Source organism: Actinoplanes sp. NPDC048988 (genome assembly GCF_043197815.1).
Lineage (GTDB): Bacteria > Actinomycetota > Actinomycetes > Mycobacteriales > Micromonosporaceae > Actinoplanes.
On sequence record NZ_JBICTW010000003.1, the window covers coordinates 69,540 to 89,289 of the forward strand.

Below are 19,750 nucleotides of genomic sequence, written 5' to 3' on the forward strand. Positions count from 1 at the left end.
GTCAATATGACGTGGCCGCATGGTGAGAACATGCTGACTGTCAATCCAGGACTGGCCGGTGTCGTCGCCTTCGACACCGAGATCGCCGAACCCGACCGGGACGGCGGAGCGCTGCGCTACCGCGGCGTCGACCTGCGCTCGCTGGCCGGCGCCGTCGGCTTCGGCGACGTCTGGGGCCTGCTCACCGACGGCGACTTCGCCCACCCGCTGACGTCCGCCCCGGCGGTGCCGGGATCGGTGACGCCGGTGCGCACGGGGGACGCGCGGGTCGATGTGCAGGCGGCGGCAGCGGCTCTGGGACTGCGGCCGCTCATCGACGTCGACCACGCTCAGGCACGCGCCGACCTCGCGTACGCCACGGCGGCGATGCTGGATCAGGTGGCGACCTCCGCCCGCGGTGACCGGCCGGCCGTGCCGCGGAGGCTGGTCGACGCCGGGCGGGACGTCACCGAACAGTTCATGATCCGGTGGCGGGGTGAGCCCGACCCGAGGCACGTGGCCGCGATCGACAGGTACTGGGTCTGCGCCGCCGAGCACGGCATGAACGCGTCCACCTTCACGGCCCGGGTCGTGGCCAGCACCGGCGCCGACGTCGGGGCCTGCCTCTCGGCCGCGGTGGCCGCACTGTCCGGCCCGCTGCACGGCGGCGCCCCGGCGCGGGCGCTGGGCATGGTCGAGGCCGTCGAGCGGGGCGAGGACGCCCGGCGCTACGTCAAACGGGTGCTTGACAGTGGCAACCGTCTGATGGGGTTCGGGCACGCCATCTACCGCGCCGAGGACCCGCGCGCCACCATCCTGCGCGACACCGCCCGGGAACTCGGGGCACCCCGCTACGGGGTGGCGCTCGAGCTGGAACGCGCGGCCCTGGCCGAGCTCCGCGAGCGCAAACCGGACCGTGTCCTGGCCACCAACGTCGAGTTCTGGGCGGCGATCGTCCTCGACTTCGCCGAGGTGCCGGCCGGCCTGCTGGCCGCGATCTTCACCTGCGCCCGTACGGCCGGCTGGAGCGCCCACATCCTCGAACAGAAACGCCTGAACAAAATCATCCGCCCGTCCGCCGACTACGTGGGCCCACCCGAACGCGCCGCCACCGACCTCCCCGGCTGGCCCGACGCCCTCAAACGCCGCACGGTGTAGCCGGTCGGCTCCGCCACTCGCCGTTGGCGACGGCGACCGTGCAAACGGAGTGGCGCGGCAGATGCCGGCTGACCGAGCCCGGGATCAGCCCGCGCACGGCGCCGCGTCCGTGAGTGCCGACCACCAGGAGCTGCGCGTTCCTGCTGGCTTCGACCAGGGCCGCCGCGGGATGGGCCACCACGGCTTCGGCGGGGATGGTCAACTGGGGGTGCCCGTTCCGCCAACCGGCGACGAGCTCGTCGAACGGCCGCCGCTCCTTGTCCGTCACCGCGCCGGTGGCCATCGGGCTCTCCGCCCAGAGGCCGGTCACCGCCGGGTGACGAGGACCGGGCAGGCCGCGTGGTGCAGCAACTGCAGGGTCGTCGAGCCGAGGAACGCGCCGGCCAGCAGGCCGTGGCCCCGGTTGCCGACGACGATGGGCTTGGTGGTCATGGCCGTACCCCTCTCGCTCCGTCAGCGCTGATCGCCCGGCCGCTTCGCTGCGGCCGGGCGATGGTGTCTGGTCGGTGCGGGGGCGTGGTGTCAGATGAGCCAGCGGTTCTTCTGGACGATGGGCAGGGAGGCCCACCACTTGCCCAGGCCCCAGGTGTGGCCGGCGTAGGTGAGGGCGAGGACGATGCCGGCGAGGGCGTAGATGATGTGGTAGTCGACGAGCGGGTTGGTCGACATGCTGGGTTCGCCGGCGGCGGTGGTCTTGTCGAGTGGCCATTCGGCGGCCCACATGAAGAGCATCATGAGCGCGCCGGCGCCGGCGGCGAGACGCATGCCGATGCCGAGCATGAAGGCGAGGCCGATGGCGAGCAGGCCGAGCATGAACAGCCAGTCGGCCCAGGGGTCGCCGGCGATGTTGTGGAAGAGGGTTTGCAGCCAGCCGGGGCCGACCTCGACACCGGACAGGAAGCCCTTGGTGGGTGAGCCGCCGTTGATCCAGGCCCGGGCCGACGGGGTGGCGAAACCCCAGCCGAAGGTCTTGTCGAGGAATGCCCAGAGGAAGACGAAGCCGGTGGAGATACGCAGCACGGCCAGTGCCCTCGCGGCGGCCTTGGTGAGCATGGCGCCGGGCGCCTCGACCTGCTCCAGGTGGGCGGCGGTGTCCCGGCCGATGGTTGTCATGGCTCCTCCTTCATCGATGTCTATGCATTGAGCGTGCGCTCCGGGCGGCTTCGAATCCTGAGGCCATGGGCCCGAACGGGACGGGACGAAAGTCCCGAGCTTGACGTCGAGCAGCACAGGCCGGTCGCGCGGCGTCCGCAGGGCCGGATGTCCCTACCGGAGGGGGGCCGCGGCGGCCGAGGGTGGAACCGGGAACCCGGAAAGGAGCCGATCATGAAAGGGCTTGTGCGGACCGTGCTGGTGCTGGGCGGCGCGGGGCTGGTCGTGGCCGCGTCCCCCTGGGCGCGCCGGCGCTTCGTCACCTGGGGCGCCACGGCCGGGGAGGCCGCCGGAACGCTGCCGGGCGACGATCTGCTGCCGGACGCCGGCCTGGTGCCGACCCGCGCCGTCACGATCGGCGCGCCGCCGTCGGCGGTCTGCCCTGGCTGGTGCAGATGGGCAGCGGCCGCGGCGGCGCCTAAACGTACGACTGGATCGAAAATCTCTTCGGCCTGCGATCCCGAACGGACACTGGCGTTCCGTTCGGAGGACGGCGCCTGGGTGTGGATCTTCCACCTGCGCGTGCGGGGAGCGGGAACCCGGCGGATCAGCCGCAACCGCATCATCCCGCCGGGACACAACCGGATGGTCCGGGCCCTGTACGACACGGTCATGGCACCCGGCAGCCTGATCATGGAACGCCGGATGCTGCGCGGCATCAAGCACCGGGCCGAGGGCCTTTCCGGGGCCGGCTCGGCTTGGCGGCCGGGCGTACGCTGCGGGTAGGTGTGCCGGGAAGTCTGGTCGGCGAGTCGCTGACCCGTGGAGGCGTCATGGTCGTCCCGCCCGCGCATCGATCCCACCTCCGCCGGCATCGGACTTCATCGCTCGTTCCCTCCTCAGAGGAGCTGCCATGACCGTGTCCACCGGGGCGGCGATCGCCGTCACCGCGCTGCGCAAGTCGTTCGGAGCCACCAAGGCCCTCGACGGGCTCGATCTGACGGTGGCCGGGGGAGAGGTGCACGGCTTCCTCGGGCCCAACGGCAGTGGAAAGACCACCGCCATCCGGGTGCTGCTCGGGTTGTTGCGCGCCGACGCGGGCGAGGCGCGGCTGCTGGGTGGTGATCCGTGGCGCGACGCGGACAGCCTGCACCGCCGGCTGGCCTACGTGCCCGGTGATGTCACGCTGTGGCCGGGTATCAGCGGTGGGGAGGTCATCGACCTGCTCGGCCGGCTGCGTGGCGGCGTCGACCGCCGGCGGCGCGATGAGCTGCTCGAGCAGTTCGACCTGGACCCGCGCAAGAAGGCGCGCACCTATTCGAAGGGCAACCGGCAGAAGGTCGCGCTGGTGGCCGCGCTGGCGTCGAACGCCGAACTGTTCCTGCTCGACGAGCCCACCTCGGGACTGGACCCGCTCATGGAGTCGGTGTTCCAGCGGTGCGTCCACGAGCTCAAGCGCCAGGGCCGCACGGTTCTGCTGTCCAGCCACATCCTGGCCGAGGTGGAGGCGCTGTGCGATCGGGTGAGCATCGTCCGGCTCGGCCGTACGGTCGAGACCGGCACCTTGAGCGAGCTGCGCCACCTGACCCGTACGTCGATCGCCGTGGAAACCGCGCGGCCGGTCACCGGCCTCGACCGTCTGCCCGGTGTCCATGACGTGGTCGTCGCCGACCACCACGCCCGCTTCGACGTCGACACCGCGCAGCTCGACACCGTCGTCCGGGAGCTGGCGCCGCTCGGGGTGCGCAGCATGACCAGCTCACCACCCACGCTCGAGGAGCTGTTCCTGCGCCACTACGGCGACCAGGAGGCAGCCTCATGACCGGGACGGCGTCGTTGCTGCTGTTCCTGCTTCGCCGCGAGCGCCGGAGCCTGCCCTGGTGGCTGCTCGGGGTCACGCTGCTCGTGCTCGTGCAGTCGGCGCAGAGCCAGAGTCTGTACGGCACGCCCGAGGCTTTGCAGCGGCTGCGGCAGACGATCGGCGCCAACAACGCCGTGATCGCGATGAGCGGGCCGACCGACCTGCTCGCGTCGATCGGCGGCGAGGTCGTCTTCGAGATCTTCGCGTTCGCCGCGATCGTGGTCGCGTTGATGAGCATGTTCCTGGTCGGCCGGCACACCCGCGCCGATGAGGAGGCCGGTCGCGCCGAGCTGGTCCGCTCGGCGCGGGTGGGCCGGCACGCCCCGCTCGCCGCCGCCCTGCTGCTCGCGGGTCTGGCCGATGCCGCCGCCGGCGTGCTGGTGGTCGCCGTGGCCGTCGGCACCGGTCTGCCGGTCGCCGGATCGGTCCTGTTCGGCGCCGCGATCACCGCCGTCGGTGTGGTCTTCGCGGCGTCGGCCGCGGTCGCGGCGCAGGTGTTCGAGAGTGTCCGGGCGGTGTACGGGACGGTGGCCGCCCTGCTCGGCGCCGCGTTCGCGGTGCGGGCCGCCGGGGACGTGGGTGACGGCGCGCTGTCGTGGGCCTCGCCCATCGGCTGGGGCCAGCGGACCCTTCCGTACGCCGGGGACCGCTGGTGGCCGGTGCTGTTGTCGCTGGCCGTGGCCGGCCTGCTGGGCGTCGCGGCGGTGGCGCTGTCGGCTCGGCGCGACTTCGGAGCCGGCCTCGTCGCGACCCGGCCGGGCCGGGCGCACGCCTCCCCGCTGCTGCGCGACACGTCCGCGCTCGCGTGGCGTCTGCAGCGCGGTGCCGTCGCGGGCTGGGCGGCCGGGCTGTTCCTGCTCGGGGTCGCCTACGGCTCGATCGGCGACAGCATCGAGCAGTACGTGCGCGACAACCCGGAGGTCGCACAGTTCTTGACCGGCGGCGCCGGCGACGTCCTGAACGCCTACCTGGCGGTGACCGCCGGGATGGCCGCTCTCCTGGTCGCCGCGTACGGGGTCACGAGTGTCCTGCGGGCGCGGAGCGAGGAGACCTCCGGCCGGGCCGAGGTCGTGCTGGCCGGCCCGACCAGCCGGGGGAGCTGGCTGGCCGGTCAGCTGAGCGTCAGCCTGGCCGGCACCGCGCTGGCCCTGGCCGCCTTCGGCCTCGGTGAGGGCCTGTCGTACGGGTTGACGGTGTCCGACCTGGGTCAGGTGCCGAGGCTGACCGGAGTGGCGCTCACCTACCTGCCCGCGGTCTGGCTGGTCGCCGGGGTCACGGTGCTGGCCTTCGGCTGGCTGCCCCGGCCGGCCGCGATCATCGCCTGGGTGATGGTCGCCTACTGCGCCGTCATCACGCTGTTCGCCGACTCGTTCGACCTGCCCGCCTGGTCGCGGCAGGCCTCACCGCTCGCGCACGTCCCGCAGGCGCCCCGGGACGACGTGACCGTCACACCGTTGCTCGTGCTCGCTGTGATCGCCGCGGCGCTCGTGGCGGCCGGATACGCCGGCCTGCGCCGCCGGGACGTCGGCTACTGAACGCGGGTGGTTCGATCCGTGGCGGGACCGGCCACCGGCCGGTCCCGCCACGGCGACGTGCTGCCGGACGGCTGCCCTAGTAGCGGCAGCGGAGAACCACCATGGTGTGGCCGGACACCTCGTACTGGCCGCCGGCTTTCGTGGTCTTGCGGCGGGCCGCCAGCAGGGGGTCGGCGGTGTTGACGACGACCTCCCAGGTGCGGCCGAATTGGCGGTCCGGGAGGGTGAAGGCGACGCGCTCGCCCAACGGGTTGAACAGGATCAGGAACGAGTCGTCGATGATCGCCTCGCCCAGGGCGTCCCGTTCCGGAATGCCGTGGCCGTTGAGGAAGACCGTCATGGTCATGCCGCTGCGGGTGTTCCAGTCGGCCTCGGTCATCGGCTGGCCGTCGCGGCGCAGCCAGGCGATGTCGGGGATCTTGTCGTCGGTCACCGGGTCGCCGGTGAAGAAGCGGCGGCGGCGGAAGATGGGATGCTTGGCCCGCAGTTCCAGCAGCCGGCTGGTGAAACCGGTCAGGATGTCCTGGTTGCGGGCGTCGACCCAGTCGACCCAGGCGATCTCGTTGTCCTGGCAGTAGACGTTGTTGTTGCCCATCTGGGTGCGGCCCAGCTCGTCGCCGTGGGCGATCATCGGGACGCCCTGGCTCAGCAGCAGGGTGGCCAGGAAATTGCGTTTCTGGCGTTCCCGCAGAGCGACGATCTCGGCGTCGTCGGTGGGCCCTTCGACACCGCAGTTCCAGGAGCGGTTGTGGCTTTCGCCGTCGCGGTTCTCCTCGCCGTTGGCGTCGTTGTGCTTCTCGTTGTACGACACCAGGTCGTTGAGGGTGAAGCCGTCGTGGGCGGTGACGAAGTTGATGGACGCGATCGGGCGGCGGCCGTCGATCTCGTACAGGTCGGAGCTGCCGGTGAACCGGGACGCGAACTCGCCCAGGCTCGACGGTTCGCCCCGCCAGAAATCGCGCACCGAATCGCGGTAGCGGCCGTTCCACTCGGTCCACAGCGGCGGGAACCCGCCGACCTGGTAGCCGCCGTCGCCGACGTCCCACGGCTCGGCGATGAGTTTGACCTGCGACACCACCGGGTCCTGGTTGACCAGGTCGAAGAACGCGGCCAGCCGGTCCACGGCGTGGAATTCGCGGGCCAGGGCGGCGGCGAGGTCGAACCGGAAGCCGTCGACGTGCATCTCGGTCACCCAGTACCGCAGCGAGTCCATGATGAGCCGCAGCGATTCGTGGTGGCGCACGTTGAGGCTGTTGCCGGTGCCGGTCGTGTCGTAGTAGTACTGCTTCTGGTCGTCGACCAGCCGGTAGTACGCGGGATTGTCGATGCCCCGGAACGACAGCGTCGGCCCCAGGTGGTTGCCCTCGGCGGTGTGGTTGTAGACCACGTCGAGGATGACCTCGATGCCGGCCTGGTGCAGCGCCTTCACCATCGACTTGAACTCCTGCACCTGCCCGCCGTGCCCGTCGAACGAGGCGTAGCCGTTGTGCGGCGCGAAGAAGCCGATCGTGTTGTAGCCCCAGTAATTGGTGAGGCCCCGGTCGATGAGGGTGCTGTCGTGCACGAACTGGTGCACCGGCATGAGCTCGACCGCCGTGACGCCCAGCTTCTGCAAGTACTTGATCATCGCGGGGTGCGCGAGCCCGGAATAGGTGCCGCGGACATCCTCGGGAATGTCCGGGTGCCGCTGCGTCATGCCCTTCACGTGGGCCTCGTAGATGACCGTCTGGTGGAACGGAATCTTCAGCGGCCGGTCGTTGCCCCAGTCGAAGAACGGGTTGATGACGACCGACTTCTGCGCGTACGGCGCCGAGTCCTCGTCGTTCACCGAGTCCGGTTCGCCGAAGTTGTACGAGAAAAGAGCCTGATTCCAGTCGTTACGCCCGTCGATCGCCTTCGCATAAGGGTCGAGCAGCAACTTGTTCGGGTTGCACCGCAGCCCGTTCGCCGGATCGTACGGCCCGTGCACGCGATATCCGTACCGCTGCCCCGGAACGACCCGGGGCAGGTAGCCGTGCCAGACCAGCGCTTCCCGCTCCGGCAGGTCGATCCGCGTCTCGACGCCGTCGTCGTCGAAGAGACAGAGCTCGACCCGCTCGGCCACCTCCGAGAACAGCGCGAAATTGGTGCCCCCGCCGTCGTACGTCGCGCCCAGCGGGTAGGGGTTCCCGGGCCAGATTTTCATGCCGCCTAGCTTCCCCGTTGGGCGCTCGCTGAATCAGGTGCCGCACGTCACACTTACCCACCCGCGAACACGGGCGGCCGGCGCGCGGACGGCCATGCCTAGGACGGGCGCTGGGGGACGGCGTCCGGGACACCGGTCACCGGCCGGGGCGGCACTTCTGGATCACCTGGTAGGCGGCGCCACCAGGGGCGCGACGCCAGCGCGGCCAGCCCGGCCCCGGCGGCGTTGAGCAGGATGTCGTCCACCGAGGACACCCGGTCCAGGCGCAGGACGTACTGAAGCGTCTCGACCAGCAGCGAGCACGCGGCACCGAGCGCCAGCACGCGCGGCACCGACCTGAGCGCCGCGAACCGCAGCGGGCCGAAGAAGCCGAGCGCCGCGAACACCAGCAGGTTGCCGACGATCTGCACGGTCGCGGTCACCGGGCCGCCGGCCATCACGTGGATCAGGTCGCGGAACGGCACCAGGTTCGTCCGGGCCCGGTCGACGCCGTCACCGTCGTTCGGCAGCAGGATCATCCACACCCACGGGACCGTCCCGTAGACGACGCCGACCTCGGCCAGCGACCGGCGCCAGGCCCCGCCCCGCGTCCTGGCGAGCGCCCACGTCACGAGCGCGGCCGCCGGAAACGCCACCACGGTAAGGACGACCACCCCGGTGATCGTCGCGAACCATCCGTGCCAGCCCTCGAGCATGCGAACCCCCGCGTCGGTCGACACCGAATGCTAGCCAACCGCCGCCACAGCGCGGGACGGAAGCGCTAGGAGCGGCGGCGGCGTTCGATGTCGCGCAGCACCGTCGGGTCCCACCTCGAGGCGTCCCAGTCGTCGGCCGTGACCAGGGGCCGCCGGGCGCCCAGGGTGGCCTCGCCGGTCAGGCGGCGCATCCGGGACCGCACCGCGAGCACGCCCGCGATCAGCACGGCCGCGGCGCCCACGCGCAGGGCCGAGTCGGTGAGCGTCATCGCGACCACGGTCGGCACGCGCGCGGGCAGCACGTACGCGAGGGCGATCAGCACCGCCGCGAGCGCCACGGCCCCGTACCCCGGCACGCCCGGACCCGACGGCGTCAGCCGGTGTGCCGCCACGGCCCAGACCGTGACCGAGATCAGCAGGACCAGCGCGCACAGCAGGCCGATCAGGCCGGCCAGGCCGCCCACGAGCAGCACCGACGCCTGCGCCGTGACGGACGTCGGGTCGGTGGCGCCGCCGGTGACGACGGCCAGGGTGACGGCCCGCACGATCACCGCGAGGCCCGCGTAGACGGCCGCGAACAGGACGACGCGGCGGCCGGCGAGCGCGAAAGTGTTCATCAGAGGACGGTGAAACCCTTCGGCAGGGGCGCGCGGCCGGTGAGGGCGAACAGTACCGCGGGGCCGTCGCCCAGTGCGGCCGCGACCCGGGCCGCCAGCAGCGTGGCCTCGCTGACCGCGTCCGGCGGGAAGTCCGCCTCCAGGCCGGCCGCCGCCGCCACGTCGAGGCCGTGGACGACCAGTTCGAACGTCCGGGTGGGCATCCAGTCCCGCACGCGCATGCCGCCGACCGGGGTCGACACCACGTCGTCGTCACCGGCCGCGGCCAGCGCCTGGGTGGCCCGGCCGGCCAGGTCGCCGATCAGGCCGGCCGGGGCGGACGCCAACTCGGCCGCCGCCTGCCGGGCGAGCGTGGTCGAGGCGGCGACCGCCTCGGCGTACACCTCGGGCGGCACCGACCGGGCGAACGTCCAGTACGCCTCGGGGGAGGTCACCGCGGCGGTCTCGGCGCGGGCGCTCAGCACGCCCGGCACCTGGCGCAGCGCCGAGCCGGCCGTGTGCGCGACCAGTTCCCGCAGCGTCCACTCGCCGAGGCCGGGCGCGTCCCACCGGTCGGCCGGCACGCGGGAGACGAGGTCGACGAAGGTGACGGCGGCGGCGCGGTAGGTGCGGCGGTAGTCCATGGTGACCAATCTGCCACCGGTCGCGGTTCAGGCGAAATTCGAGTCGTCCGGCTCGCTCGCCCGGTGCCGCCCGCGGTCGGGGGAGGAATTGTCGTCGTACGGCCGGGCGGCGTACCCGGGCGTCCGCGGGAACCGCTCGGTGGCGTCCTGGGTGTCGGCCGAGTGCCGTCCCGTGTAGGCCGGCGGCTCGGCCACCGGCAGCCCGGACGGGCGGCCCGGAGGTTCGGCCGGCGCCGGCGGCCGGGAGCCCGGCGCCGGCGGCCGGGACGGCAGGCCCGACGGCATCGGCCCCCGGGTCACCGGCGCCGGAGCCGGCTCGGGGGCGGCGTCGGGCGCGTCCGGCAGAGGGCTCGGCGGGGTGGGGAAGGGCGACCTCTCGGTGTGGGCGTCACCGGTCTCACCCGCGTACGGATCGGGAACGAACCGGGCGGCGAGCCGCCGCAGCCGGACCACCCGGCGCAGGCACACCAGGGCGTAGATCACGGCGAGGACGGGCAGGGCGAACAGGTAGTAGAAGGTGAACGGGTCGTCCGGCCGGGCGATGCCGAGATAGCCGGCGTAGCCGAGGAAGCCGAGCCCGAGCAGCGCGTCCACCCCGCGCAGGAAGCCGGACTGACCGAGACCCGCCACGCACAGGGCGAGCAGCACCAGGCCGCTGAACCCCAGCAGCCCGGTGTACGTCCAGAACTCACCGTCCGACACGCTTCAGCGTAGGACGGTTTGCGACCTTGTGTGCCGGGAACAGCTCAGACATGCCAGCACGCGAGGAGATGCCGGCGACGTTGAAGCGCTCGCCGAAGAAAGCACAGGACACGTTCGCCAAGACGCACGACTCGGCGGTCGAGCAGTACGGCGAGGGCGAGCGCGCCCACCGTACGGCCTTCTCCGCCGTCAAGCATTCGTTCGAGAAGGTCGGTGACCACTGGGAGCCGAAGGACAAGAAGGGCCCGAGCGACGCCAAGGCGGCCGGCGGACGGGGCACGAAGGCCGAGACGGCCGGCGGCGTCGACGCCAACGCCAGCAAGGCCCACCTGCTGCAGGTGGCCAGGAAACTCGACATCACGGGCCGCTCGCGAATGACCAAGCCCGAACTCGTCGAGGCCATCCAGAAGGCCAACAAGCGGGCCGACCGCAAGGCGTGAGGTGTGTCGCGGGTCGCGTGTCGTGGCCGTCGTTTCTGGGGAAACGACGGCCATGCAACCAGAGAAGATCACCCAGACCGAGTACGCCGCCGAGCTCAACCGCCTGCACACGCGCCGCGAGGAGCTCGAGGAGGCCGAGTCGACGCTGGTGAGCCACGATCACGGCGGTGGGCTGCCGCACGACCAGCAGAACCGGCTCGAGCGGGTCCGGGGCGAGCTCGCCGATGTGCTCCAGCAGATCGGCGACCTGCGGGACCGCTTCGCCGACAACGGCGGGGCCACGCCCGACCCGGACGGCGCGCTAGGCGAGTGACCTGGTGAACGACGCGAACTCGACCTGGTGGCTGACCTGGAAGCCCAGCCGCTCGTAGAGCCTGATCGCGCCCGCGTTCTCGGCGGTGACGTGCAGGAACGGCAGGTCGCCGCGTTCCAGGATGGCGGCCGCCACGGCCATGGTCAGCCGGGCGCCCAGGCCGCGGCCGCGGAAGGCCGGGTCGGTGCAGACGGCGCTGACCTCGGTCCAGCCGGGCAGCTGGAAGCGCTCGCCGGCCATGGCCACGAGCCGGCCCTCGTGCCGGATGCCCAGGTAGCGGCCGAGCTCGATGGTGCGCTTGCCGAACGGGCCGGGCTGGGCCCGTTCGACCAGGTCGAGGATCTCCGGCACGTCGGTCTCGCCGAGCGGCACCGCCTCGTCGTCGGGCACGCCGGTCATGCCGTGCCCGACCATCTGGGCGCCGGCCGTCACCCGGTGTGGTTCCCAGCCGGCCGGCGGCGTGATCCGCGGGCCGGTGAGGAACGCCTTGTCGGTGAGTTTCGCCAGGTCGGCCCAGGCGGCCGGGTCGGCCGGGTCGGCCACCGCGCAGAACGGCGAGACGTCGGGCTGATAGCGGGCGGCGTCACCGGACGCCTCGGCGAAGCAGGCCTGCGGCCCGGTCAGGGCGGCCCATACGGGATTCTCCAGCACGCCTCGACCCTGCACCGTGACCGCCCATGACCGCCAGCGATTAACCCGAATTACCCTCGCGCCGGGGATGACACCAGCCTCGCGGCGTCGTGGGCCAGAGCCGGGATCTCGTCCGGCCACACCGGCTTGGAGAACAGATAACCCTGGCCGTACGGGCAGTCCATGCCGGCCAGCGCGGCCCGCTGACCGGCGTCCTCGATGCCCTCGGCCACGACCGCCAGGTCGAGGTTGCGGGCCAGGGTGACGATCGCGTCGACCAGGGCCCGTTGCTGCTCGCTGCCGAGGATGTCGTCGATGAACGACTTGTCGACCTTGAGCACGTCGACCGGCATCTGCCGCAGGTAGCTCAGCGACGAGTAGCCCGTGCCGAAGTCGTCGATCGCGATCCGCACGCCCAGGGCCCGCAGCGTGCGCAGGTCGGCCGCGACCTGGTCGGCGTCGCGCAGCAGCAGGGACTCGGTGATCTCCAGCAGGAGCCACTCGGGGCGGGCCCCGGCCTGGGCGATGGCCCGGCGGACCTGGTCGACGAAGCCGGGCGTGCGGAACTGGCGGGCCGACACGTTCACGCTGACGTAGCGCAGGGTGGTCCGCGGGTCGGCCGTCTTCCAGGCCGCGAACTGGGCCAGGGCCTCGCGCAGCACCCAGCCGCCGATCGGCACGATGGCGCCGCTCTCCTCGGCGATCTCGATGAAGTGGTACGGCCCGAGCAGCCCCCGGGCCGGGTGCTGCCACCGGACCAGCGACTCCACCGCGACCATCTCGCCGGTGCGCAGGTCGACGATGGGCTGGTACATGACCCGCAGCTGGTTGTCGTCGATCGCCTCGTGCAGCGCGGCGCGGGTCTCCAGCCGCTGCACCATCTCGGTGTGCAGTTCCGGCTGGTACCGCTGCCAGGTGCCCTTGTCCGAGCCCTTGGCCTGGTAGAGCGCCAGGTCGGCGTGGCGCAGCAGCTCGGTCGGCGACTCGGCGGCGTCGTTGACGGCCACGCCGACGCTGGCCGCGCCGCTGACGATGTGGGTGCCGCCGAGACCGTCGCCGACCTCCACCGGGACGGCCAGGGCCTCGACGAGCCGGGCGGCCACGGCCTCGGCGTCGTCGGCGACCAGGACGGCGAACTCGTCGCCGCCCATCCGGGCCGCCGTGCCCGAGGTGCCGACGATCTCGTCGATCCGCCGGCCGACGGCGACCAGCAGCTCGTCGCCGACGGCGTGCCCCAGGGTGTCGTTGACCTCCTTGAAGTCGTCGAGGTCGACGAACAGGACCCCGACGGTCAGCCCGGACTCGGCGGCGGCGGCGAAGGCCTCGTCGAGCCGGTTGCGGAACAGCACCCGGTTGGCCAGCCCGGTCAGGCCGTCGTGGAAGGCCAGGTGGGACAGTTCCTTCTCGAGGCGGCGGCGCTCGGTGACGTCGCGGACGGTCAGCACCACGCCGCGCACGGTCGGGTCGTCGCGCAGGTCGCGCCCGGTGCACTCGACCTGGATCAGCGAGCCGTCGGCGCGCAGCACCGCGAGGTCGGGGGCGTCGAGCTCGCTCTGCCCGTCGCGCAGGCCGCCGAGGATCTCCCGCATCGCCTCGTGGTGGCTGACCGCTATCAACGCCGACAGCGGGGTGCCCTCGAGGTCGGGGTGCCCGAGCACGGCGGCCGCGGACGGGCTCGCGTAGCGGATCAGGTCGTCCTCGCCGACGATGAGGATGACGTCGGTGGCGTTCTGGACGAGGGTGCGGAAGTACGCCTCGCTCTCGCGCCGGTTGACCTCGCCGGTCAGGCCGATGCGCTGCATGACGACTTCGATCTGGGTGAGGTACGCCTCGAAGGACGGCAGCACTTCGCGCAGCACTGTGCCGTCGCCGCCGAGCAGCCCGGCGCCGAGGCGCCCGGTGCCCGGGAGCGGCATCGTCGCGTACAGGAAATGGTCGAAACCGTGCGAAGGCACCCCGGCCGGCAGCGAGTCGGCCGTGATGAGCCGCAGACCCGGCACGTGCTCGACGTCGCCCGCGTCCCCGGTCAGGCTCAGCCGGTAGGGCTTGCCCTCCGGCATCAGGGTGGCCACCGCGTCGCGCACGGCCCGGGCCGCGTCCTGCTCGGTGGCGGCCGAGAACAGCATGGCCCCGGCCTGGCGCAGCGCCCGCTCCCGGGCCCGGGCCTGCCGCTGCGCGCCGGCCAGCCCGTTGACCCGGGCCAGCACGAGCAGGAACATCAGCGCCGCGGCGGCGGCGATCACCGGGGCGTCGACGACGCCCTGGCGGGCCGCCTCGATCTCGCGGCCGTGCAGCCACTCGATGCAGAGCACCACCGGGGCGATCAGCGCGGCCGCGGCCATCCAGACGATGCGCCGGGTGCCCATGTCGCTGCTGGCCTGCGGCGGCTGCTCCTGGGAGAGCTCACGCATCGACGGCATCAGCGCGGTCAGGCCCATCACGGCGTAGAAGACGATCCAGCCGAAGTCGACCGGCCCGCCGAGCGTCCAGGCGCTGTTGAGCTGGGACTGGCCGTAGAAGATGTCGGAGACCAGCAGGCCCACGATGGCGACGCCGATCGCGGTCAGCGCCCGCGGCCGCCGGCCCGGGCCGGTCAGCATGCGCAGCGTCATGGCCAGCGCCAGCACGTCGCCCAGTGGGTAGCCGATCGAGACCAGCTTTTCCATCAGCGACAGGTCGTGCGAGCGGGTGAACGGCGCGATCCAGTAGACCCAGGACAGCAGGCCGAGGCCGACGGTGGGCACCAGCGAGTCGAGCAGGGCGGCGCGGTTGCTGCCGGTGCCGCGATAGCGGACGAACAGCAGGAAACCGGCCGTCAGCAGGGGGTAGACCAGCAGGTAGAACAGGTCGGCCAGGCCCGGGAAGCGCGGGGTGCGCCCGACCGCGACGATCAGGTTGTACCAGGTGTCGCCGGTGGTGAAGAAGGCGAGAGCGGCCGCGATCAGATACCACGGCAGGCGGTGCTGGGGGCGGTTGAGCCAGGCGCCGAGCAGGACCATGGCGGCGCTCGAGTAACCGATCAGGGCCCAGGTGTAGAGGTGACCGCCGGGGAAGGCGTAATAGAGGGCGGTCAGCGCGACGATCCACGCACAGAAGCCCACGCGAGCGGCTCGCGTCGTCATCCGCCCTCCGATCGGCTCCGTGGGACGGCTGTCTTGTGCCGTCCCGGTTCCCATCGGGAACCTTGGGCGATGATTTAGCTTAATTCCACGGCGGGGCGTCAACGGTCACCGTCTCACCACTGTCCGCCGCCTCCTCGATCGCCAGCGCGACCAGGTGGTCGTAGGCCCCGTCGGCCAGCGGGTACGGCGGCCGGCCCTCCCCGCGCACCCAGGCGGCCATCCGCTGGAGCAGGGTGGCGATGGCGATCTCCTCGTCGTTGAAGCGCCGGCCGGGGAACGGATTGCGGAACAGCACCCGTTCGCCGAACGTGATCGTGTCGGTGTCGAAGTCGTCGAGGTCCAGGTCGTAGCCGGTCTGGCGGCGGACCAGGGGCGTACGCACGATGGTGCGCGGCCCGGCGAGCCGGACGATCTCGTCGTCGCGCAGTTCGCCGTGGGTGCCGCGGACCAGGATCCGGCGGAACCGGAGCTGGTTGTGCCACTGGTTGCCGGTGAAGTCGTACAGCCCGGACCGCCCGTCCCCGAAGTCGAGGGTGGCGATGGTCGTGGTGGCCTCTTTCGCAATCTCGTCGTCGGTCCAGCCGTCGCGGGTGAGCGGGTCGACCAGCGGCGCCCGGGTCCGCGAGGCCCGCACGGTCACCGGACCCCGGCCCTGGCCGAGGTAGCCGCGGATCAGCGACACCGCGTGGTACATGTGCGTCGAGGAGACCTGCACCTGGGTCGGCTCGCCGATCAGCCCCGCCTGGACCGCCGCCAGCCGGGCCGCGTGGGCCGGCACGAGCAGGTACTGTTCGGCCACCTGCACGAGGCCGGTGTCGCCGGTGAGCTGCCACAGCGCGTGCAGCTTGGCCGCGTCCGGCGCCGGCGGCGTCTCGGCCAGCACCGGCAGGCCGCGCTGGACGGCCTGCAGGATCACGTCCGGGTTGGCCGCCCACGGCACGGCCGTGACCACGAAGTCGGGCCGGATCTCGTCCAGCGTCCCGAAGGTGGGAACGGGCAGGTCGCGAGGGGTGCGCACGACCGCGCCGACGCACTCGACGCCGGGCAGCGCGGCCGCCAGCCGCCAGAACATCTCGGCCCGCCACCCGGACCCGACCACTGCGAACGACGTCATGGGAGACACACTAGATCCACGGTTATGGCCCTTTCCAGAAGGGAAAGGTGAACCGGTGACATCGGATCCCCAGCGCTGGCGCGCGTTAGCCGTAGCCCTCGTCGCCGGCTTCATGACCCTGCTCGACGTCAGCATCGTCAACGTCGCCCTGCCCTCGATCCGCGACGAGCTGCACCTGAGCTCCGGTGAGCTGCAGTGGGTCCTGTCCGGTTACGCCCTCACCTTCGGCTTGCTGCTGGTGCCGGCCGGCCGGTTCGGCGACGCCCGCGGCCGCCGTAACGTCTTCATCGCCGGCCTGGTGGGCTTCACGCTGGCCAGCGCGGCCGCCGGCCTGGCCACCAGCGCGCTGTGGCTGATCGTCGCCCGGCTCGTGCAGGGCGCCGCCGCCGGCGTGATGACCCCGCAGATCACCGGCCTGATCCAGGAGATGTTCGAGCCGAAGGAGCGGGCCCGCCCGTTCGGCCTGTTCGGGGCGACGGTCGGCATCTCCACGGCGGTCGGCCCGCTGCTGGGCGGCCTGCTCATCGCCGGCATCGGCGAGTCCGAGGGCTGGCGTTGGATCTTCTACCTGAACATCCCGATCGGCGTCGTCGCGGTGATCCTGGGCCGCCTCTGGATCCCCGCCCGCACATCCGGCAAGCGCCACGAAAGCCTCGACCCGGTCGGTGTCGTCCTGCTCGGCGTGGGCGTGCTGTTGCTGCTGTTGCCCCTGGTGCAGGAGCGCGAGTGGCACGGCAGCGCCAAGTGGCTGCTCGCGGTGGCCGGCGTGCTCGTGCTGACCGTGTTCGTGGCCTGGGAGCGCCGGTTCGGCCGGCGGAGCACGGCGCTGGTCGAGCTGGGGCTGTTCAAGGTCCGGTCGTACGGGCTGGGCGCGCTGATCGGCCTGCTGTACTTCGCGGGCTTCACCACCATCTTCTTCATCTACACGCTGTACCTGCAGAGCGGCCTCGGCTACAGCGCGCTGCTGGCCGGTCTGGCCGTGACCCCGTTCGCGCTCGGCTCGGCCGTGGGCGCGGCGGTCTCCGGCCGCTTCGTCAACCGCTACGGCCGGCAGCTGGTGGTGCTGGGGCTGGTCATGGTGGTGGCCGGGCTGGCCGCCACCGACCTGGCGCTGACCCTGGTCGAGGGCCGCGGCGGGGGAGCGGCGGCCGCCGTGCCGCTGCTGATCGCCGGCCTGGGCAGCGGCCTGGTGATCAGCCCCAACCAGAACCTGTCGCTGTCCGAGGTCCCGGTGGCCCGCGCGGGCAGCGCCGGCGCGGTGCTGCAGACCGGCCAGCGGATCGGCACGGCCATGGGCATCGCGGCCGTCGGCAGCCTGTTCTTCGCCCGGCTCGCGGACAGTCGCGGCGACTGGGGCTCGGCCTTCCGCGGCGCCCTGTGGCTCACCGTCGCCTTCGTGGTGGTCGCGCTGGCCGCCGCGCTCACCGACGTGCTGTCCTCGCGCCGCAAGCAGTCCGAGCACGGCCGTCACGAGCCCGGCCGCCACGCGGCGGCCGCCCACGACTGAGACTCGCCGGCCCCGCGGCGGGCCTCAGCCCGCGGCCAGGGCGTCGACCAGGCGGCGGGCCGAGCCCGCGAGGTTCCAGCGTTCGGCCAGGGCCAGCAGCGCGTCCGGGTCCTTCGGGGCGCGGGGCATGGCCGGGTCGAAGTCGGGCAGTTTCACATCGAGGGCGACCTTGCAGACCGGCAGCGCCTTGTCGAGGTAGTCGCGGGCGGCGGCCAGCTTGGTCTTGAGGCCCGGCGCGAATCCCGCGCCGGGGTCCTCGAGGGCGGCCAGGATCTCGGTCACGCCGCCGTAGCGGTTGATCAGGCGGGCCGCTGTCTTCTCGCCGACGCCGGGCACGCCGGGCAGGCCGTCGCTCGGGTCGCCGCGCATGGCCGCGAAGTCGGCGTACCAGCGGGCGGGCACGCCGTACTTGCGCTCCACCAGGGCGTTGTCGGCGTCCTCGAGCTTGGCCACGCCGCGCCCGCAGTACAAAAGCCGCGTTTCACGTGAATCGTCCACGAGCTGGAAGAGGTCACGGTCGCCCGACACGACCTCCACCGGGGCCGGCTGGGTGGCCGCGAGGGTGCCCAGCACGTCGTCCGCCTCGTACCCCTCGACGCCGAAAGCGGGAATGCCCACCGCGGCCAAGGTCTCCAGCAGGATCGGGATCTGCCGCTCGAGCGAGGCCGGGACCTCCTCGACGTCGCCGTGCGCGACCCGGTGCTTCTTGTAGGACGGCACGAGCGCCACCCGCCAGGCCGGCCGCCAGCTCGCGTCGAGCGCGCACACCACCCGATCGGGGTGCCGCGTGCGGATCAGCTGGGCCAGCATGTCGAGGAAGCCGCGGATCGCGTTCACCGGCTCGCCGGCGCCGGTCCGCGCGGCTTTCTCCGGGATGCCGTGGAAGGCGCGAAAGTAGAGGCTGGGAGCGTCGACCGCGAGCAGAGGCTTCACGAGGCCACAATAGGGTATCGCGAACCTTAGTTAACGTTAGTTAAGCTGGCGGATGTGACGGTAGACCGGCTCCTGCCCACGCCCGAGGCCCACGACCTGCTCGACCTGACCCGCGAGCTCGCCACCCGCGAGCTGGCCGGAAAGGCGGCCGGCTTCGAGGCCCGCGGCGAGTTCCCCCGCGACGTGCTGCGCACGCTCGGCCGCTCCGGCCTGCTCGGCCTGCCCTACCCCGAGGACGTGGGTGGCGCCGGTCAGCCGTACGAGGTCTATCTTCAGGTCCTGGAGATCCTGGCCGGCTCCTGGCTGGCCATCGCCGAGTCGGTCAGCGTGCACACCCTCGCCTGCTACCCGGTGTACGCGCACGGCAGCGAACGCCAGCGCAAGATGCTGCCCGACCTGCTCGGCGGCGAGCTGCTCGGCGCGTACTGCCTGTCCGAGCCCCAGGGCGGCTCCGACGCGGCCAACCTGACCACGAAGGCGACCCGCGACGGCGACGGCTGGCGTCTCGACGGCACCAAGGCCTGGATCACCCACGCCGGCCAGGCCGACTTCTACAACGTCTTCTGCCGCACCGGCGGCCCCGGCGCCAAGGGCATCTCCTGTGTGCTGGTCGACGCCGGCGCCCCCGGCCTGCACCCGCAGAAACCCGAGCGCACCATGGGCCTGCGCTCCTCCGCCCCGGCCCAGATCGTCCTCGACGGCTGCCACGCCGACGCCGACCGCCTCATCGGCGCCGAGGGCACCGGATTCACCATCGCCATGGAGGCCCTCGACGCCGGCCGGCTCGGCATCGCCGCCTGCGCCGTCGGGCTCGCCCAGGCCGCCCTCGACTACGCCACGTCCTACGCCCGCGAGCGCGTCCAGTTCGGCCGGCCCATCGGCGACTTCCAGGGCGTCGGCTTCATGCTGGCCGACATGGCCACCCAGATCTCGGCCGCCCGCGCCCTGCTGCTGAACGCGGCCCGCCTCAAGGACGCCGGGCGCCCGTTCTCCATCGAGGCGGCCAAGGCCAAGCTGTTCGCCACCGACACCGCCATGCGCGTCACCACCGACGCCGTGCAGGTCCTCGGCGGCGCCGGCTACGTCGCCGACCACCCGGCCGAGCGCTGGTTCCGCGAGGCGAAGGTGCTGCAGATCGTCGAGGGCACCAACCAGATCCAGCGCCTGGTCATCAGTCGCTCCTTGACCCATGGGGTACGGAATTAGCGGTCCGCTCCCCGGTCCACGGACGCGAGCCGCGAGCG

The 19,750-nt window shown here is 72.2% G+C and carries 20 protein-coding genes; 8 read left to right on the top strand and 12 right to left on the bottom strand.

Translation table 11 applies throughout. From position 1 onward, the window contains the following. Positions 1 to 30 precede the first annotated feature (30 nt). Positions 31 to 1,137: a citrate synthase 2 gene (locus ACGFJ7_RS11055; protein ID WP_392642045.1), complete on the top strand. Its 1,107-nt coding sequence runs from the start codon at positions 31 to 33 to the stop codon at positions 1,135 to 1,137. Here the strand turns inward: ACGFJ7_RS11055 and ACGFJ7_RS11060 are convergent. The 3 genes from ACGFJ7_RS11060 to ACGFJ7_RS11070 form a co-directional block, all read right to left on the bottom strand. Beyond that, positions 1,118 to 1,420, bottom strand: a complete 303-nt coding sequence (locus ACGFJ7_RS11060; RefSeq protein ID WP_392642047.1) for a universal stress protein — start codon at positions 1,418 to 1,420, stop codon at positions 1,118 to 1,120. The genes ACGFJ7_RS11055 and ACGFJ7_RS11060 overlap by 20 nt on opposite strands. A 23-nt stretch (positions 1,421 to 1,443) precedes the next feature. Continuing rightward, positions 1,444 to 1,569, bottom strand: coding sequence for a universal stress protein (locus ACGFJ7_RS11065; RefSeq protein WP_392642049.1), 126 nt, complete (start codon positions 1,567 to 1,569; stop codon positions 1,444 to 1,446). 90 nt (positions 1,570 to 1,659) lie between these two features. After that, positions 1,660 to 2,250: a hypothetical protein gene (locus tag ACGFJ7_RS11070; protein WP_360249562.1), complete on the bottom strand. Its 591-nt coding sequence runs from the start codon at positions 2,248 to 2,250 to the stop codon at positions 1,660 to 1,662. 213 nt (positions 2,251 to 2,463) lie between these two features. On the opposite strand from ACGFJ7_RS11070, the gene ACGFJ7_RS11075 reads away from it, so the two are divergent. The 3 genes from ACGFJ7_RS11075 (at position 2,464) to ACGFJ7_RS11085 (ending at position 5,625) form a co-directional block, all read left to right on the top strand. After that, a complete protein-coding gene (locus ACGFJ7_RS11075) occupies positions 2,464 to 3,015 on the top strand; it encodes an SRPBCC family protein (RefSeq protein WP_392642051.1) in 552 nt (183 codons plus the stop codon). 127 nt (positions 3,016 to 3,142) lie between these two features. Further along, entirely contained in the window at positions 3,143 to 4,051 is a 909-nt protein-coding gene (locus tag ACGFJ7_RS11080) for an ATP-binding cassette domain-containing protein (RefSeq protein ID WP_392642053.1), read from the top strand. Continuing rightward, positions 4,048 to 5,625: an ABC transporter permease gene (locus tag ACGFJ7_RS11085; RefSeq protein ID WP_392642055.1), complete on the top strand. Its 1,578-nt coding sequence runs from the start codon at positions 4,048 to 4,050 to the stop codon at positions 5,623 to 5,625. The genes ACGFJ7_RS11080 and ACGFJ7_RS11085 overlap by 4 nt, the downstream gene beginning before the upstream one ends. A gap of 76 nt (positions 5,626 to 5,701) precedes the next feature. On the opposite strand, the gene glgX is transcribed toward ACGFJ7_RS11085, so the two are convergent. The 5 genes from glgX to ACGFJ7_RS11110 all read right to left on the bottom strand — a co-directional run bounded on the left by glgX (position 5,702) and on the right by ACGFJ7_RS11110 (position 10,447). Beyond that, complete coding sequence (gene glgX / locus ACGFJ7_RS11090) at positions 5,702 to 7,810, bottom strand: glycogen debranching protein GlgX (RefSeq protein ID WP_392642057.1); 2,109 nt, start codon at positions 7,808 to 7,810, stop codon at positions 5,702 to 5,704. Positions 7,811 to 7,908: 98 nt separating this feature from the next. Continuing rightward, complete coding sequence (locus ACGFJ7_RS11095; RefSeq protein WP_392642058.1) at positions 7,909 to 8,529, bottom strand: VanZ family protein; 621 nt, start codon at positions 8,527 to 8,529, stop codon at positions 7,909 to 7,911. A gap of 41 nt (positions 8,530 to 8,570) precedes the next feature. Continuing rightward, positions 8,571 to 9,122 (bottom strand): hypothetical protein, encoded by a 552-nt coding sequence (locus ACGFJ7_RS11100; RefSeq protein ID WP_360249538.1) that lies wholly within the window; start codon positions 9,120 to 9,122, stop codon positions 8,571 to 8,573. Then, positions 9,122 to 9,745, bottom strand: a complete 624-nt coding sequence (locus tag ACGFJ7_RS11105) for a maleylpyruvate isomerase N-terminal domain-containing protein (RefSeq protein ID WP_392642060.1) — start codon at positions 9,743 to 9,745, stop codon at positions 9,122 to 9,124. The genes ACGFJ7_RS11100 and ACGFJ7_RS11105 overlap by 1 nt, the downstream gene beginning before the upstream one ends. A 27-nt stretch (positions 9,746 to 9,772) precedes the next feature. Further along, on the bottom strand, positions 9,773 to 10,447 hold the full coding sequence (locus ACGFJ7_RS11110) for a hypothetical protein (protein WP_392642062.1): 675 nt from the start codon (positions 10,445 to 10,447) through the stop codon (positions 9,773 to 9,775). A 50-nt stretch (positions 10,448 to 10,497) separates the two neighbouring features. Between ACGFJ7_RS11110 and ACGFJ7_RS11115 the strand changes: the two genes are divergently transcribed. Both ACGFJ7_RS11115 and ACGFJ7_RS11120 read left to right on the top strand, forming a co-directional pair. Next, entirely contained in the window at positions 10,498 to 10,887 is a 390-nt protein-coding gene (locus ACGFJ7_RS11115) for a ChaB family protein (protein ID WP_392642064.1), read from the top strand. Positions 10,888 to 10,939: 52 nt separating this feature from the next. Beyond that, complete coding sequence (locus ACGFJ7_RS11120) at positions 10,940 to 11,200, top strand: hypothetical protein (RefSeq protein WP_360249526.1); 261 nt, start codon at positions 10,940 to 10,942, stop codon at positions 11,198 to 11,200. Here the strand turns inward: ACGFJ7_RS11120 and ACGFJ7_RS11125 are convergent. From ACGFJ7_RS11125 to ACGFJ7_RS11135, 3 genes are all read right to left on the bottom strand, one after another. Further along, positions 11,189 to 11,851 carry a GNAT family N-acetyltransferase gene (locus tag ACGFJ7_RS11125; protein ID WP_360249523.1) on the bottom strand — a complete coding sequence of 221 codons (663 nt, stop codon included), beginning with the start codon at positions 11,849 to 11,851 and terminating at the stop codon, positions 11,189 to 11,191. The genes ACGFJ7_RS11120 and ACGFJ7_RS11125 overlap by 12 nt on opposite strands. Before the next feature lie 50 nt (positions 11,852 to 11,901). After that, positions 11,902 to 14,952 carry a putative bifunctional diguanylate cyclase/phosphodiesterase gene (locus ACGFJ7_RS11130; protein ID WP_392642067.1) on the bottom strand — a complete coding sequence of 1,017 codons (3,051 nt, stop codon included), beginning with the start codon at positions 14,950 to 14,952 and terminating at the stop codon, positions 11,902 to 11,904. Positions 14,953 to 15,031: 79 nt separating this feature from the next. Beyond that, positions 15,032 to 16,066 (bottom strand): gfo/Idh/MocA family oxidoreductase, encoded by a 1,035-nt coding sequence (locus ACGFJ7_RS11135; protein ID WP_360249517.1) that lies wholly within the window; start codon positions 16,064 to 16,066, stop codon positions 15,032 to 15,034. On the opposite strand from ACGFJ7_RS11135, the gene ACGFJ7_RS11140 reads away from it, so the two are divergent. Beyond that, positions 16,065 to 17,573, top strand: a complete 1,509-nt coding sequence (locus ACGFJ7_RS11140) for an MFS transporter (RefSeq protein WP_392642069.1) — start codon at positions 16,065 to 16,067, stop codon at positions 17,571 to 17,573. The two genes, ACGFJ7_RS11135 and ACGFJ7_RS11140, sit on opposite strands and share 2 nt — an antisense overlap. A gap of 24 nt (positions 17,574 to 17,597) precedes the next feature. Here the strand turns inward: ACGFJ7_RS11140 and ACGFJ7_RS11145 are convergent, their stop codons facing one another. Next, on the bottom strand, positions 17,598 to 18,506 hold the full coding sequence (locus ACGFJ7_RS11145) for a 5'-3' exonuclease (RefSeq protein WP_360249511.1): 909 nt from the start codon (positions 18,504 to 18,506) through the stop codon (positions 17,598 to 17,600). A 54-nt stretch (positions 18,507 to 18,560) separates the two neighbouring features. Between ACGFJ7_RS11145 and ACGFJ7_RS11150 the strand changes: the two genes are divergently transcribed. Next, on the top strand, positions 18,561 to 19,712 hold the full coding sequence (locus tag ACGFJ7_RS11150) for an acyl-CoA dehydrogenase family protein (protein WP_392642072.1): 1,152 nt from the start codon (positions 18,561 to 18,563) through the stop codon (positions 19,710 to 19,712). The last annotated feature ends 38 nt before the right edge of the window (positions 19,713 to 19,750 follow it).

Bases quoted from the DNA above. Each gene is read 5' to 3' on its own strand.
- ACGFJ7_RS11055 (WP_392642045.1), top strand. From the start codon at position 31: ATGCTGACTGTCAATCCAGGACTGGCCGGTGTCGTCGCCTTCGACACC.
- ACGFJ7_RS11060 (WP_392642047.1), bottom strand. From the start codon at position 1,420: ATGGCCACCGGCGCGGTGACGGACAAGGAGCGGCGGCCGTTCGACGAG.
- ACGFJ7_RS11065 (WP_392642049.1), bottom strand. From the start codon at position 1,569: ATGACCACCAAGCCCATCGTCGTCGGCAACCGGGGCCACGGCCTGCTG.
- ACGFJ7_RS11070 (WP_360249562.1), bottom strand. From the start codon at position 2,250: ATGACAACCATCGGCCGGGACACCGCCGCCCACCTGGAGCAGGTCGAG.
- ACGFJ7_RS11075 (WP_392642051.1), top strand. From the start codon at position 2,464: ATGAAAGGGCTTGTGCGGACCGTGCTGGTGCTGGGCGGCGCGGGGCTG.
- ACGFJ7_RS11080 (WP_392642053.1), top strand. From the start codon at position 3,143: ATGACCGTGTCCACCGGGGCGGCGATCGCCGTCACCGCGCTGCGCAAG.
- ACGFJ7_RS11085 (WP_392642055.1), top strand. From the start codon at position 4,048: ATGACCGGGACGGCGTCGTTGCTGCTGTTCCTGCTTCGCCGCGAGCGC.
- glgX (WP_392642057.1), bottom strand. From the start codon at position 7,810: ATGAAAATCTGGCCCGGGAACCCCTACCCGCTGGGCGCGACGTACGAC.
- ACGFJ7_RS11100 (WP_360249538.1), bottom strand. From the start codon at position 9,122: ATGAACACTTTCGCGCTCGCCGGCCGCCGCGTCGTCCTGTTCGCGGCC.
- ACGFJ7_RS11105 (WP_392642060.1), bottom strand. From the start codon at position 9,745: ATGGACTACCGCCGCACCTACCGCGCCGCCGCCGTCACCTTCGTCGAC.
- ACGFJ7_RS11115 (WP_392642064.1), top strand. From the start codon at position 10,498: ATGCCAGCACGCGAGGAGATGCCGGCGACGTTGAAGCGCTCGCCGAAG.
- ACGFJ7_RS11120 (WP_360249526.1), top strand. From the start codon at position 10,940: ATGCAACCAGAGAAGATCACCCAGACCGAGTACGCCGCCGAGCTCAAC.
- ACGFJ7_RS11130 (WP_392642067.1), bottom strand. From the start codon at position 14,952: ATGACGACGCGAGCCGCTCGCGTGGGCTTCTGTGCGTGGATCGTCGCG.
- ACGFJ7_RS11140 (WP_392642069.1), top strand. From the start codon at position 16,065: ATGGGAGACACACTAGATCCACGGTTATGGCCCTTTCCAGAAGGGAAA.
- ACGFJ7_RS11135 (WP_360249517.1), bottom strand. From the start codon at position 16,066: ATGACGTCGTTCGCAGTGGTCGGGTCCGGGTGGCGGGCCGAGATGTTC.